General features: G+C 40.5%; 14 protein-coding genes. 1 reads left to right on the top strand and 13 read right to left on the bottom strand.

The features are described 5' to 3' along the window. Positions 1 to 11 precede the first annotated feature (11 nt). From H5200_RS07545 to dinF, 3 genes are all read right to left on the bottom strand, one after another. Positions 12 to 1,526: a YifB family Mg chelatase-like AAA ATPase gene (locus H5200_RS07545; RefSeq protein ID WP_182761253.1), complete on the bottom strand. Its 1,515-nt coding sequence runs from the start codon at positions 1,524 to 1,526 to the stop codon at positions 12 to 14. 33 nt (positions 1,527 to 1,559) lie between these two features. After that, complete coding sequence (locus tag H5200_RS07540) at positions 1,560 to 2,174, bottom strand: trimeric intracellular cation channel family protein (protein WP_182761252.1); 615 nt, start codon at positions 2,172 to 2,174, stop codon at positions 1,560 to 1,562. Between the two features lie 115 nt (positions 2,175 to 2,289). Next, the gene (gene dinF, locus H5200_RS07535) at positions 2,290 to 3,624 is read right to left on the bottom strand and encodes an MATE family efflux transporter DinF (RefSeq protein ID WP_149980434.1); all 1,335 of its coding nucleotides are present in this window, start codon (positions 3,622 to 3,624) and stop codon (positions 2,290 to 2,292) included. On the opposite strand from dinF, the gene H5200_RS07530 reads away from it, so the two are divergent. Next, the gene (locus H5200_RS07530; RefSeq protein WP_182739921.1) at positions 3,601 to 4,632 is read left to right on the top strand and encodes a polysaccharide deacetylase family protein; all 1,032 of its coding nucleotides are present in this window, start codon (positions 3,601 to 3,603) and stop codon (positions 4,630 to 4,632) included. The two genes, dinF and H5200_RS07530, sit on opposite strands and share 24 nt — an antisense overlap. Positions 4,633 to 4,696: 64 nt before the next feature. On the opposite strand, the gene H5200_RS07525 is transcribed toward H5200_RS07530, so the two are convergent. From H5200_RS07525 to cyoE, 10 genes are all read right to left on the bottom strand, one after another. Beyond that, a complete protein-coding gene (locus tag H5200_RS07525) occupies positions 4,697 to 5,728 on the bottom strand; it encodes a chemotaxis response regulator protein-glutamate methylesterase (protein WP_182761251.1) in 1,032 nt (343 codons plus the stop codon). Positions 5,729 to 5,738: 10 nt separating this feature from the next. Next, the gene (gene cheD / locus H5200_RS07520; RefSeq protein ID WP_182718552.1) at positions 5,739 to 6,356 is read right to left on the bottom strand and encodes a chemoreceptor glutamine deamidase CheD; all 618 of its coding nucleotides are present in this window, start codon (positions 6,354 to 6,356) and stop codon (positions 5,739 to 5,741) included. Beyond that, positions 6,349 to 7,170 (bottom strand): protein-glutamate O-methyltransferase CheR, encoded by an 822-nt coding sequence (locus H5200_RS07515; protein WP_182718551.1) that lies wholly within the window; start codon positions 7,168 to 7,170, stop codon positions 6,349 to 6,351. The genes cheD and H5200_RS07515 overlap by 8 nt, the downstream gene beginning before the upstream one ends. 121 nt (positions 7,171 to 7,291) lie before the next feature. Beyond that, positions 7,292 to 9,979 (bottom strand): methyl-accepting chemotaxis protein, encoded by a 2,688-nt coding sequence (locus H5200_RS07510; RefSeq protein ID WP_182761250.1) that lies wholly within the window; start codon positions 9,977 to 9,979, stop codon positions 7,292 to 7,294. 47 nt (positions 9,980 to 10,026) lie between these two features. Next, the gene (locus H5200_RS07505) at positions 10,027 to 10,512 is read right to left on the bottom strand and encodes a chemotaxis protein CheW (protein WP_149980428.1); all 486 of its coding nucleotides are present in this window, start codon (positions 10,510 to 10,512) and stop codon (positions 10,027 to 10,029) included. Continuing rightward, positions 10,509 to 12,596, bottom strand: coding sequence for a chemotaxis protein CheA (locus H5200_RS07500; protein ID WP_182739923.1), 2,088 nt, complete (start codon positions 12,594 to 12,596; stop codon positions 10,509 to 10,511). Before H5200_RS07500 ends, H5200_RS07505 begins: the two co-directional genes overlap by 4 nt. A 15-nt stretch (positions 12,597 to 12,611) precedes the next feature. Continuing rightward, positions 12,612 to 12,974: a response regulator gene (locus H5200_RS07495; RefSeq protein WP_145237813.1), complete on the bottom strand. Its 363-nt coding sequence runs from the start codon at positions 12,972 to 12,974 to the stop codon at positions 12,612 to 12,614. 9 nt (positions 12,975 to 12,983) lie between these two features. Further along, positions 12,984 to 13,256: a lipid asymmetry maintenance protein MlaB gene (locus tag H5200_RS07490; protein WP_149980677.1), complete on the bottom strand. Its 273-nt coding sequence runs from the start codon at positions 13,254 to 13,256 to the stop codon at positions 12,984 to 12,986. Between the two features lie 168 nt (positions 13,257 to 13,424). Further along, positions 13,425 to 14,048 (bottom strand): SCO family protein, encoded by a 624-nt coding sequence (locus H5200_RS07485; RefSeq protein WP_182761249.1) that lies wholly within the window; start codon positions 14,046 to 14,048, stop codon positions 13,425 to 13,427. Then, on the bottom strand, positions 14,045 to 14,953 hold the full coding sequence (gene cyoE, locus H5200_RS07480) for a heme o synthase (protein WP_182761248.1): 909 nt from the start codon (positions 14,951 to 14,953) through the stop codon (positions 14,045 to 14,047). The genes H5200_RS07485 and cyoE overlap by 4 nt, the downstream gene beginning before the upstream one ends. Between the last annotated feature and the right edge of the window lie 7 nt (positions 14,954 to 14,960).

Here is a 14,960-nt window from a genome sequence, read left to right as displayed (position 1 = left end):
CAATCTAACCACTAATACTGGGTTAATTGTGATAACAAACGTTCAAATGCACGATAATTGAGTGCCTCTTTTAGTTCATCTAAACTAATATTATCTTGCCCTTTTAGATCACTAATAGTTCGCGCTACTTTGATCACTCGATGATAAGAGCGTGGCGATAATGATAGCTTTTCACTGGCTTTAGCTAAAAACTGTAACTCTGGCGCTGCAAGCGCGCAATACACACTCATTTCTTTATTATTAAGTCGCGCATTGACTTTACCTTGGCGACGCAATTGCAGATTATATGCCGCCTCCACCCGCGTGCGCACAGTCGCACTACTTTGTTCTTCTTGAGTGCTTTGCAATTGCGCACTGTTTAAACGTGGTAGCTCTATTTGTAAATCAATACGGTCAATAAATGGTCCTGACACTCGCGATAAATAACGCATAACTTGATCCGGAGTCGCGCGCTTATCATTATGGCAACCCGTAGGACTTGGATTGAGAGCCGCATTTAATTGAAACTGTGCAGGAAACTCCATTTGCCTTGCCGCTCTTGAAATCGTTACAGTGCCTGTCTCCATTGGCTCGCGTAATGAGTCAAGCACCTTACGTTCAAACTCAGGTAGTTCGTCAAGAAATAATACGCCATTATGTGCCAGTGAAATCTCCCCTGGTTTTGGGTTTGAAGAGCCTCCGACTAGCGCCACAGCGGAGCATGTGTGATGAGGATTACGAAATGGTCGCTTGCGCCAGTTAGTTAGATCGACACTTTGGCCAATAATTGAATACAACGCTGCGGTGGAAAGTGCCTCATCATCAGACATGCCCGGCATAATAGTCGGCATACGTTGCGCGAGCATTGACTTCCCCGTACCAGGTGGCCCCAAAAAAAGTAAATTATGGCCACCCGCCGCAGCGATTTCTAACACCCTTTTCGCGCCCGGCTGGCCTTTTACATCACTTAAATCAATTAAGAATTCAACACCGCTATGTTGCTGTTCTGGGTAGCTAATATTAAGAGGTAAAGGCTGCTGATTGAGTAAATCACTCCATACTTCTTGGATAGAAGAGACCGCTTTGCGCTCAACGCCATTTACTAAACTCGCTAAACTGTCATTTACTAAAGGTAAAAAACAACAACGCCCTTGTGCTTTAGCTGCTAAAACTGATGGGAGTATTGCATTCACGCCACGCACTTCGCCATTCAGTGCCAGCTCACCATAAAATTCATAGCGTTCAATATCAGTGCAAACAATTTGCTCTGAAGCGATGAGAATACCAACCGCAATCGCTAAATCAAAACGCCCCCCCTCTTTGGGTAAATCAGCAGGTGCTAAATTGACTGTAATGCGTTGGTCTGGAAAACCAAATTTAGAGTTTTCTAATGCGCTGCGTACGCGATCTTTGGCTTCTTTTACTGAGGCTTCGGGCAAACCTACAATATGAAATGCTGGTAAACCATTACCTAGATGCACCTCAACGATCACTTCAGGTGCTTGAATGCCCACTTGGGCACGAGAATAAATTCGAGCTAATGACATCCTTTGTCCCTGTAACGTTCTGTTCTTTACAGTCTAGTCAGGATATTTAAAAATATGTAGTGTTAGTTGCCATTTCATTGCTGCAAGGCGTAACAGCAAGGTGGTTAACATAGCTAACACCATCGCCATCTCTGTCTCAATGTTCAATACAATTGCTTGGGTATAAACAATACCACCAGCAATACAAGTAATTGCATATAGCTCACCTTTTAATAGCATAGGAATATTGCCTGCCAACACATCTCGCGTTACCCCGCCAAAGCAACCGGTGATCACCCCCATAATAATTGCGGTTGTAGCTGGCATCCCCGCGAGCAATGCTTTTTGCGCCCCCATTACAGCAAAGAACGCTAAACCAAACGCATCTGCAACTTGTAAATGATATAAAGGAATTGATTTTTGCTTATTGATCAATCGCGTGGTAACAAAGACAGACGCAAATATCGCGATAAAATAACTTTGGTCATGTAACCAAAATACCGGAACATCTAAAATCAAATCTCGAATTGTGCCACCACCTATCGCGGTGACCGTCGCCAGTACCACGACTCCAAAGCCATCCATTTTTTTATCATAGGCAATTAAAGTGCCTGACATGGCAAATACGGCGATGCCAATTAAATCAAACCAATGATAAAGTTCAGTCATATATCTAAGCCATCCCAAGATGCGAATCGAAGTTAAAATAAACATTGCTTAACGACGCCGTTTTAGCACAATAAATGCAAAGTTTTAAGCGAACTTAGATTTATTGCTATTTCTATTAATTCAGTAACTGCTGCGCTGTCTGCAACTGCTTATAGCGTACGATCAATGTAACACCACGCAGTAGCATAAAGCAGGTCATTGCTAACCAAAGCGCATGATTTTGCCAAGCATTAAACACCCAAAACACGCCAAAGAACCCAACTAATGCTGAAATTAGCATAGTATTTCGCATATCTTGAGCTCTGGTTAGGCCAACAAAAATACCATCAAACAAAAAGCAACTCATTGCCGCTAATGGCATAAAAATCAACCATGGTAAGTATTCATAGGCGGCTTTGATCACTTCAGGAATATCTGTTAATAAGGTAATAATTTGCGAACCAAACAATGCAAAAAACACGCTATAACAAAAAGCAAATAGCACTCCCCAAAATACGCTTATTTTTACCCATAAGTTTATACGTCGTACGCTATGTTGACCTTTTGCTTGGCCAACTTTTGCTTCACTTGCATAGGCAATACCATCAAGAGCAAAGCTCACTAGCATTAAAAAGTTCAGTAATACAGCATTTACCGCAAGCGTTACCTCGCCAATGCGTGCACCATAGAAGGTCATAAAGCTAAAACACAGTTGTAAAATTAAGGAGCGAATAAAAATATCACGGTTAAGACTTAATAACGCCCACATTTTATCTCGGCTAAACCACCCACCTAAAAATAGCGGCACAGTCATTTTTTTCGCCAACCTAAAAACCAAGAATAACGCAAATAATAGCGCGGTATAATCGGCAATCAACGATGCCCAAGCAGCTCCGGCGACTTGCCAATCTAAGTACACAACAAAATAAATATCTAAAACAATGTTGGTGATATTAGTAACTAGTAATAAATAAAAAGGCCCTTTACCGTAATGAATCCCTAACATCCAAGCTAATAATACCAAGTTACATAATGCCGCTGGTGCACTAAAAATACGAATTTCAAAATAACTATAAGCTTGTGCGAGCACCTGCGCACTGGAACCAGAAAGGTAAGCTATGGCATTTTTAATAAGTGGCGATAAAGCAATTAAAGAAAATGCCACGATAAGCGCTAATACTAAACTGCGCTTTAATAATCCGGCTAATTGAGGATAATCTTTCTTGCCATAAGCTTGCGCAACCAGCCCTGTGGTACTCATGCGTAAAAAGCCCGCCAACCAAAATAGCAATGAAATTACCGTGGCGCCCAAGGCAATTCCGGCAAGAAAATGAGCACTACCAAGATGCCCTATTACTGCAGTATCAACTATTCCTAACAGTGGCACGGTTATATTTGATAATATCATTGGACCAGCTAACAACAGCAAGCTTTTATGGTGTGCTTTATGACGATTAAGAAATTTTTTCACAGTCTGCTATCGATCCTATTTTGTCTATCTTTACCTGCTCACAGCGCAGTTATTTTACAGTATCACCATGTCAGTGAGACCCTGCCAGCAGTCACCAGTGTCAGTGCAGAAACCTTCACTGAGCATTTAAACTATCTAAAACAGCATGACTTTAACGTAGTGCCACTGAATGAATTACTATCTGCTTTACAACAAGGCCAAAGTTTACCAGATAAAACCGTCGCTATTACCTTTGATGATGGTTACAACAATAATTATGAACAAGCAGCGCCGATATTAGAAAAGTTTGCTTACCCCTATACGATTTTCGTTAATCCAAAATTGATTGATGAAGGTAAAGGCTATGTAATGGGCTGGAATAAACTCAGAGAACTTGCCAAAAAAGGTGCTCTGATCAGCAATCACAGCGCACAACATGATTACCTACATCGTAAATTAGCCGATGAAACACCCCAACAATGGCAGGCGCGTATTAAGCAAGATATTTTGTCATCACAACAACGGATCAAAGAAGAAATTGGCCATGACTATAAATACTTAGCATATCCATATGGCGAGTTTAATAACCAATTACAAAGTTTAGTGAAAGAGTTGGGCTTTATTGGTATTGGCCAACACTCTGGTGCCATCAACAAAGACTCTGATTTTAGCCGTTTACCACGCTTTCCGGCTTCTGGGTTTTATAGCAAGCTTGATACGCTAGTGACCAAACTAAACTCTCGCGCATTTTCAATCCAAGAGCTTACTTATATTGATAGCGTGACCAGCCAAAATCCACCTCAGATCAGCATTAAATTTAATATGGGAGACTTTCATAAAAGTCAGCTAGCTTGTTATGTATCGGGCATCGGTCAGGCAAAACTAGACTGGTCAGCAGCTGATACTGTGACCATAAATTCACCGAAAAATTTAGCTCAAGGGCGATCACGATTTAACTGCACAGCGCCATCAATTGCTCATAAGAATAGCTATTATTGGTTTTCACAACCGTGGGTAATTGTGCAGTAAAAATATAATCCCTTGATAATTATCAACCTGAGCCCGGGATAATCAGCTCAAGTTTATAAGGTGACTACTTTTTCATTGCTTGGTTTAGTAGATGCTGCGTCACTTTATCAAGCGAGACCACCGCTAAAGCTGCTCCGATCTCTACAGCGGCTTTAGGCATGCCCCATACCACTGACGATAGTTCATCTTGCGCTACGGTATAAGCACCATGCTGTTTTAGCGCCAGTAAACCTTGCGCACCATCGCTCCCCATACCCGTTAATAAAGCTGCGATGGTATTTTTAGGGCACACTTTAACCAGCGAGTTAAACAATACATCAACCGCAGGACGATGACGGTTAACCGGCTCGCTCTCATCAAGCTGACAATATAAGCTGCCTCCTTGCTGTATAACGCTTAAGTGTTGACCACCCGGGGCGATAAACGCCCAGCCAGCTTTTAACTTATCGCCTTTCTGCGCCTCTTTGACATTGATAGTACATGTCCTATCCATGCGCAAAGCAAATGAACTACTAAACACAGGTGGAATATGCTGCGTGATAACGATCGGAGGGCAGTTTTCTGGCATTCTTATTAGCACCTCTTTAATCGCCTCTGTTCCTCCTGTTGAAGCTCCAATCGCCAAAACCTTATTGATACTAAACTGTGCATTACTTAACGTTTCGATAGGTTGTACTTGGCTTAATTTAAAAGGCCGTACTCGTGCAGCCGCTGCCGTACGGACCTTTTGTTGCACTAATTTAGCATACTGGCTTAATTGCTCAGATACATTGACTGTCGGCTTAGCTATAAAATCAACTGCCCCTAATTCCAGCGCCTCCAAAGTCATCGGTGAACCTTTTTGGGTGAGCGTTGATATCATTACCACAGGCATAGGCCGTAGACGCATTAGGTTTTTCAAAAAACTAATGCCATCCATTTTCGGCATTTCAATATCTAAAGTCAGCACATCGGGATTAAGCTGTTTAATCATTTCTCGTGCTTGATAAGGGTCTTCTGCACACCCTACGACCTGAATATCATCAGCCTGGTGTAGTACCTCCGTCAATACTCGTCGAATCAATGGCGAGTCATCAATCACTAACACCTTGACCATTTTTTACCCCTTAAAATAACTCAATATCGGTTTTAGAATCTTGTTCTTCAATATCGTGTAAATAACGGACTTCGCGTTTTTCAATCACATCAGTGTGCATGTCGCGCAATTTTTTAACCTGTGCTTTGCCTGTTTGAGGGTTAAAATTGACCTTACGCGGCCAAGGCCCCCCCACATCATGAGACACTAATTCTAGCCCTTCTTCTTGCACATAAGAATAAGCAAAGCGAATATTACCAAGGCCAATATCTGTCATCGAGCGAATAATTTTACCGCCGCCAAACAGTTTTATTTTTAGATTTTGCCTAGAGGCGCCATTTTTAAGTACTTCATTAATTAAAAACTCCATCGCCCAGTTACCATAACGACAATTTAAGTTATGCGCACTAGTTGGCTCTGCGCCTTTTTCAATCGGTAACATAAAGTGATTCATGCCACCCACACCAAGCTTGTCATCATAAATGCAAGCTGCAATACATGAACCTAGCACAGTGGAAATCATCTCATCGTTTTTTGACACGTAAAATTCACCGGGCAATACTTTAGCAATAACTTGCCGCTGACCTGAGTCCCAAAACCGCTTAATATGCTCAAAGCCATGTAATACTGGCTTAAAATGACTATCCATAAATCACCTTCTGATACATAGTTTTACCTAAGTTTTTAAACTCACTATGCTCCTTTCCCATGGTTTCAGAATGACCTAATAATAGGTATCCATGATCAGCTAAAATATGACAATAACGGTGGAATAGCTGATCTTTTGTTTCTTTATCAAAATAAATCACCACATTACGACAAAAGATCACATCAAAAGGCCCTTTCATTGGCCAGTCTTGTAATAAATTCAACCGCTTAAAATGAATTTTTTGCTGTAATTCAGGTTTAACTTTGAATAACTCACCATCTTTAGTTTTTAAAAACCAGCGCTGTAATTGATGTTGTTCAAGTCCATTCACATTAGCCGCAGTGTAGGTACCTGATTGTGCTTTAGCTAATACGTTTGAATCCAAATCAGTGGCTAAAATTTTCACATCCCAATCGGCTGGAAATAACCCATGTAAGGTCATAGCTAAAGAATAGGGTTCTTCCCCAGTTGAACAACCTGCAGACCATATCCGAACTCGCCGAGTACTTTTATTTGTCACTAATAACTTTGGTATTACATGGGATTGCAAATAATCAAAATGATGTGATTCACGAAAAAAAGAAGTCAGATTAGTTGTTATTGCATTGATAAAATCACTAAATTCTTGCTCTTTATGTGCCTCTAAATAAGCTAAATACTGTTTAAAATTTGTCAGCTGCAATGTTCTGAGCCGACGAGCAAGACGTGAATAGACCATTTCTCGTTTATGATCACCTAATACAATGCCACACGCGTCATAAACTATTGCAGCTATTTGCTTGAAATCATGGTCGGTTAGTAAAAACTCTTTCATTACAATTACTCGCAATAGGCGTGACTGAGCTGCGATTGAATATTAACAAAATTGCTAAAAGTTAAGACTCTGGATTTTTCAAAGTACAGAGGCTTAACTAGTAATCCGATTGCAAAAAACGTTAAAATTCCTCCCATTCATCAGCTGAATTAGCAAAGTTATTACCTCGCGCTTTACTACGGATATTATTACTACGTGGTGGCGCGGTAGTAGGAGTTACTGATGCAGTATTAATTACAGCGTCTTGCTGACTTATAGTAAAAAAGTTCAGTAACCGGGTCATATCATTCGCTTGCTCTGACATTGACTCGCTGGCCGCGGATGCTTGCTCAACTAAGGCCGCATTTTGCTGGGTCATTTCATCCATTTGCGAAATAGCTTTGTTGACTTGCTCAATACCTGAACTTTGCTCTTCGGATGCTGCTGCAATATCAGATATCATTTCAGTTACTTTTTGTACTGCAATAACAATTTCTTTTAAAGTGGCTCCTGATTCATTAACTAATAAAGTGCCATCTTCAACTTTACCAACGCTATCTCTGATCAACTCTTTAATTTCTTTTGCAGCCCCCGCGGAACGCTGCGCTAGATTACGCACTTCGCCGGCAACGACAGCAAAGCCACGCCCTTGTTCACCAGCTCTAGCAGCTTCAACAGCGGCATTAAGAGCTAATAAATTAGTTTGAAAGGCAATCTCGTCAATCACGCTAATAATATCGGCAATTTTTTTACTCGACTCATTAATTGCCGACATGCTGATCACCGCGCGATTAACAACTTCGCCCCCTTGCTGCGCTTTGTCGCGCGTTTCTTCTGCTAATTCATTAACCACTTTTGCATTATCAGCATTTTGACGTACTGTACTGGTCATTTCCTCCATGCTAGATGCTGTTTCTTCAAGCGATGAGGCCTGCTCTTCTGTACGCTGGCTTAGATCAGCGTTGCCTTGAGATATTTCCTCTGCCCCACTTGCCACTAAGGTTGCCGAGGTATTAATACGATTAATGACTTCCGTTAATTTATCAGCCGTGGTATTGGCATCACGCTTGAGTTTTTCAAACGACCCCTGATACTCTTGCTCTATCCGTTTTGATAAATCACCATTGGCCATCGCATCAAGCATATTAGCAGTACCGGTGACAGCATCATCAACAATACCAATTAAACCATTTAGACCTTTAGCTAAACGTAAAAAGAAACCGCCCTTACCTTGCTCTGTAACACGAGCGTCTAGATTACCTTTGCGTGCAGAGCTGACTAAGTCAGCAATTTCTTTTTCTATTGCGACTTCGGCTGTTCGATCTTCCCACTCCACCACAGTGCCGATTCGTTCATTTTCTGAGTTAAAAATAGGGTTAGCAACTAAACCAAAAGTGCGCCCGCCAACCAGTATCTCTGCACTGTAAGTATCGGTTAGCTTGCTTAACAGATTGCGTTGATGCGCTGGATTTTTATGAAATACATCAATGTTTTGCCCTAATAACTGGCTACTATCAAAATTAGGTAAATCGCGACGTAAATCTTGCTCAGCGTTGCGCATCATATTTTGCACTGCTTCATTCATATAAATAATATCGTTTTTAGTATTTGCAATCATGGTATTTGTTGCAACTCGATCCAGGGCTTGACGCACCCTAAGATTTTCTTCAGCAGCACGTTTTTCAGCAGTCGCTTTTTTAATACTTTCGGTTAAATCTTGCCACTCAATTATAGTTCCTAATCGTTTACCTTCTTTATTAAACCAAGGGGTCGCAATAATATTAAAAATTAACGATGCAATTTCTAGTTTTGATTCAACAGAGTCGGTCAAGTTTGTATACAACTGAGCCTGCTGTGCTGTATTTTCAAAAAATGCCGTAATACTTGAGCCCACTATACTATTGACGGAAAAATCACCTAGTACACTCTGCAGCTCACCTTGTCTGGCTTGGAGCATTTGTTTTAGTTGATTATTAGCAAACACTATCTGTAAATCATTGTCTGCCATCATCACACTCGCCTGGCAGATCGTTAATGCGCTCGATAGATCAGCATCCCTTTTTGATTCTTTTTCTAATTCTTTTTGAGCTGTGATGTCTGTCGCATATTTAACCACCTTATAAGGTTTGCCACTGAGATCAAATATTGGATTATAAGATGCTTGGATCCATACTTCACTGCCATCTTTAGCAATACGTAAATACTCACCGGAGTCAAATTCACCACGGCCTAATTTTTGCCAAAACAGTTGGTATTGCTCACTTTTAGCAACCTCAGGCTCAATAAATATACGATGATGCCGTCCGACTATTTCCTCTAACTGATAACCAAATGTCTGCAAAAAGTTGTCATTCGCGGTCAACACGCTGCCATCTAAATCAAACTCAATCACCGCTTGAGATTTACTAATAGCAGCAATTTGCCCCGCAGCTTCAACAGCGACCATCTTTTGCGCCGAAATATCACTGGCAAATTTCACAACTTTTATAACATTTCCATGCTCATCCTTAACGGGGTTATAAGTTGCTTGGATCCACACTTCTTTGCCACTTTTACTGATCCGCTTAAACTCATCAGCAATAAACTCTCCGCCTTTCAAGCTTTGCCAAAAGCTTTTATATTCACTGCTCTGAGCTTCTTTTTTAGATACAAATATTGAATGATGCTGGCCCTGAATTTCTTCTAAGGGGTAACCCATTACATCTAAAAAGTTATTATTCGCCGTAATAATTATGCCGCTAGGCTCAAACTCAATCACCGCAAGTGACTTATTTAATGCCGTAACGATTAAATCATTATTTGATTTTTTAGAATTACTAAACCACCCCATGCCCATCACCTTCTTGTTGATCACCATTTGCTATATTTAGTATTTGGCTAAATATCCATTGTTTTTTGCAGGTCCAATAACGCGACCATCTTCTCACCGACATTCACTAACCCTGCGATAAATTCAGCATTCTCTGAGCCGCTAAAGTTAGGCACCGTCTTCGCATCTTGCTCTACAATACTGTAAACATCAGATACGGCATCGACTACCATTCCCATAATCTTGCTATTTTGCTCAAAAATTACTTTCACTACGATCACCACTGTTAACGGTCCATAGTCAATCGTCGCTAAGCCAAACCGTAATCTAAGATCTAAAATAGGTACTATGGTGCCACGTAGATTAATCACCCCTTTTACATAATCTGGGGCATTCGGGATCTCGGTGATCTCCTCCCAACTACGAATTTCTTGAACAGTTAAAATATCAACACCGTATTCTTCATCAGCCATAATAAAGGTTAAAAACTGCTTAACTCCTTGGCCCTGTTCAAGCATTATTTTGTTATTTAATTCGCTGTGCGCAGAGATCATGAAGCCTCCAAGTTAGCTTGCGATTCAATAATCAATTCTTGGCTACCGGGTTTTCTTAATCCTGATAATTTAATTAAGCCGCTGATATCGACAATCAACGAAACCCGACCATCCCCTAATATAGTGGCACCTGACACGCCATCTACTTTTTGGTAATTAGCTTCTAAACTTTTAATCACTACTTGTTGCTGTGACAATAAATCATCAACTAACAAACCAATTTTTTGATTATCGCTTTCAACTACCACTAACAAGGTTTTATCAAGCGTTTCTATCGCACCTTGATGATTGAAAATACTGTATAAACGCAAGATAGGAATGTATTCATCACGCAGTCTAAGTACGTCTAAGTCTTTACCCACTCGACTGACTTTATTGATATCAATTTGTAATGATTCAACAATAGATATTAATGGAATAATATAGGTGTGCTTTGCAACCCTCACTAACTGACCATCTAAAATAGCCAGCGTAAGTGGCAAGCGAATAGTAAAGGTAGACCCAACACCTGCAGCAGATGACACTTCAACCGAGCCATTGAGTGATTGGATATTACGCCTGACCACATCCATACCTACCCCACGTCCGGATATGTCACTTACCTCATCTGCGGTTGAAAAACCGGGCATAAAAATGAGCTCATTAATTTCATCATCATCCAACTCATCAGCTTCACTTACTAGCCCATTAGCAACCGCTTTTTGTTTAATCTTTACAGTATTAAGGCCTTGTCCGTCATCCATGATCTCTATAACAATATTGCCACCTTGGTGAAATGCATTAAGTGTGACTGTACCGACTGGGTCTTTACCTGCAGCAAGACGCTGTTCAACCGTTTCTAGCCCATGATCCAGCGAATTTCGTACTAAGTGCACCATAGGATCTGATATTTTTTCCATTACAGTTTTATCAAGCTCGGTCTGTTCACCTAACAGTTTTAGTTCAACTTGCTTATTTAGCTTTTGCGAAATATCTCGTACTAAACGCGGAAAACGACTAAATACAAAGCTGATTGGCAGCATTCGGATACGCATTACATTTTCTTGTAAATCACGAGTATTATGAGCCAATTGCGCTAAACCTTCCTGCAAAGAGGCGATCGTCGCTTCGGTGATCTCTTGTTGACCAATTTGGCTCAACATCGCTTGAGTGATAACCAGCTCTCCAACCATATTGATCAATGAGTCAACTTTATCTATGCCTACTCTGATTGAAGTAGATTCTGCAGCTGGAGTGCTTGCTTTGACCGCAGTACCTTTTTTTATTGGCTTAACCGCAGCAACATTGACAACTGCTGGGGCTGAAGTTGAATTAGAGTTTTCCTCAATTACATCAGGTGTTGTAATTTGCGCATCATCATCAGCAAATAAGCCGCCACACAACGCGATGGTAATATCAGCATCATCTTCAACCCACTCAAATATTTCTCGAATCGCACTCTCATCTTTTGCTGTGTTTAAAAAGAATCGCCAAGATAAAAAACAATCGTCGGGACTTAAATCAGCAATGTCAGGGATCTCATTATTGAAAGCTTGAGTCTCTAAATCGCCCAATTCAGCCAACTCACTGATCATATAAAGTGGCTCATTGCCTGTTTTAAATAAATGATGATGTGGTTTAAAATCAATCTGATAGGTGTTTAGCGCAAGTTGAGCGGGGCTAGCAGTGACTTCCAGTTTATTTTGTTCGGCTTGGTTTACTCCTAAAATCTGTTCAAACTTAATTCTCAGTGCAATTGCTTCTTCTAAATTAGGTTCTTGCTCTGCTTGTAAGCCACGAAGTAACTCCCGCAAGCAATCAACAGATTTAAGTAATAGGTTAACATGCTCTGCGGTAAGCTCTCGTTTCCCCTCACGAATTTGATCTAATAGGGTTTCTAGCACATGAGTAAAGTCAGACACAGAGTTAAAACCAAATGTACCACTGCCGCCTTTGATAGAATGCGCAGCACGAAAAATGGTATTGATTGTTTCTAAATCTTCTTCGCCAGGTACTAAGTTTAATAACTCAGCTTCCATCGCATCTAAGCCTTCAAAACTTTCCTCAAAGAAGACTTCAAAAAATTGACTTAAATCTATACTCATACCCCGTCCCCTAGATTAGCGAATTACTTTTTTTAAAACCGCTAATAACTGTTCAGGATTAAAAGGTTTAACTATCCAGCCTGTTGCACCAGCAGCTTTCCCTTCTACTTTTTTGTCCATTCCTGATTCTGTTGTTAGCATTAGCAATGGCGTAAATTTATAGTTTGGTAAGGTGCGTAACTCCCTGATCAAAGTAATACCATCCATCACTGGCATGTTGACATCGGAAATCACAGCATCAAAACCTTGTTGTTTTGCGATGCTAAGTGCTTCACTTCCGTCCTTTGCCTCAGTGACATCAAAACCCGCCTTTTTCAGTGTAAAACTCACCATTTGACGCATTGATGCCGAATCATCCACGGCTAAAATTCTTTTCATATGAACCCCTTAATCTACATTTTCAAGTATCAGATATTCACTTAGGCCTAAGCGACTAATGGCATTTTTTAAAGGCTCACTTTGCCCAACCCAAATAATTTTGTGATGTACGCATAGCAAGTGCTTTTGCAGAGCACACAATAATTGAATAGAGGCAGTATCTACGCGCACAACTTCACTAATGTCTAAACAAACATCATCATTGCGGTGTAATTCTTGTAATAAATCTTGGTGTAAGTTTTCAACTTGGGTGATTGCTAGTTCAGCGGGAAGCTTCATCATATTGTTCGCACTTTCCATGTTTAACCAATTCATAACAAAAGCTTAGACTGAGTTAGTAAAAATGCCATAAATGCGTTGAAAAAAGAGTGAAATTATTTACAGGGGATAAAAGAAAAACAAAAAAGGAGCTAAACGCTCCTCGAAAATAATTAAAATATACTTATTCTATTAATAATGATCCGCAATCTGTTTAAACTCAGTTATTAATAATTTAGCATTAATTAATGGCACACTGCCCTGTTTAAATTCAGGTTTAAATATGGCCCTTACCGCCCCTTGAGGATCAACCATCGCAATTGAAGCACTATGGTCAACGGCATATTCTTGCTCATCACTATTACTAATTGCGTAAATCAAACCTAACTCTCTAACTAGTGGAAATAGATCTTTATGTTCCCCTGAGACCGCTAAAAAATCAGGATTAAAATAATCAATGTAGGCTTTGCGTTTAGCGACTGTATCGCGTTTTGGATCGACCGCTAAAAACCAAATTTGCAATGGGTATTCATCTTTCAACGCTTTATAAACGCCATTGAGTTTAGCTAATGTCAGAGGGCAAATATCTGGGCAACTGGTATAACCTAAAAACACTAAATTCCATTGACCTTGCAATGTTTGCTTAGTTACTGGCTGAGCATTTTGATCTTGTAAAGTAAAATCACTCAAAGGTTTGGCTTGTTCATATACCAAAGCTTCAACGTCAGGCGTAGCGCTGTCACTACAAGCTGTTAACAGCAATAAACTTAACGCCAACCACACTCTCGCCCCACGCTTAACTGCTAAGCTATTCATATAACGAACCATTTATCTATAAATAAGGCGACAAAGAGTATCATTAAATGAATAATTGAAAAACGGAATAAATCCATTGCTGTATCGTCATTCCCCGCTATTTTTAGTTTTACCGCTTTATAGATGAAAATCCCATTAAGTAGTGTCGCAGCAATTAAATAAATGAGCCCCGACATACCAATTAAATAAGGCAATACACATACCAAGGCCAATAAAATAGAGTATGCAACTACACAGGTTTTACAAAAATCAATACCATGAGTGACTGGCAACATGGGGATCTTAGCGCGTTCGTAATCACTTTTGCGAGCAATTGCCAGCGCCCAAAAATGCGGCGGAGTCCAAGTAAATATGATCATCACCAATAACCAAGGAGCCGCTGCCATATGCCCGGTTTCTGATACCCACCCTAACAACGGCGGCATGGCACCGGCCAGCCCTCCTATAACAATATTTTGTGGCGTTGCACGCTTTAAAAAGGAGGTATAAATAAACGCATAACCAACTAACGCAAATAAGGTTAATACAGCGGTTAAAGTATTAGCCCAGATCATCAACATAATGAAACCACTCACCCCAATAACAGTAGCAAAACTTAAAGCATGCAGTTTAGATAACCGCCCCTTCGCCACTGGCCGATGGCGTGTACGTGCCATTTTGCTATCTATTTCGCTATCAACCACATGATTGATCACCGCAGCTGCTGCGGATAACAAGCCAATCCCCAGTAAACTAATAAACTGTACGCCAATACCACGACCAACATCGGGTGCCAGCGCTAAACCAACCCATGCTGTTAATACCAACATCGCGACTACTTTAAATTTACTGATCGCTAAATAATCATTTATTAAGCCGCTAATTTGGCTAGGTGCTAACTTTGTTATTGCTATTAATGGTGTCATAACTGCC

Source organism: Pseudoalteromonas sp. SG43-7 (assembly GCF_014164295.1).
Taxonomy (GTDB): domain Bacteria; phylum Pseudomonadota; class Gammaproteobacteria; order Enterobacterales; family Alteromonadaceae; genus Pseudoalteromonas; species Pseudoalteromonas rhizosphaerae.
Note: the sequence above shows the minus strand (reverse complement) of the source record. Positions and strands in the feature narration are given on the sequence as shown.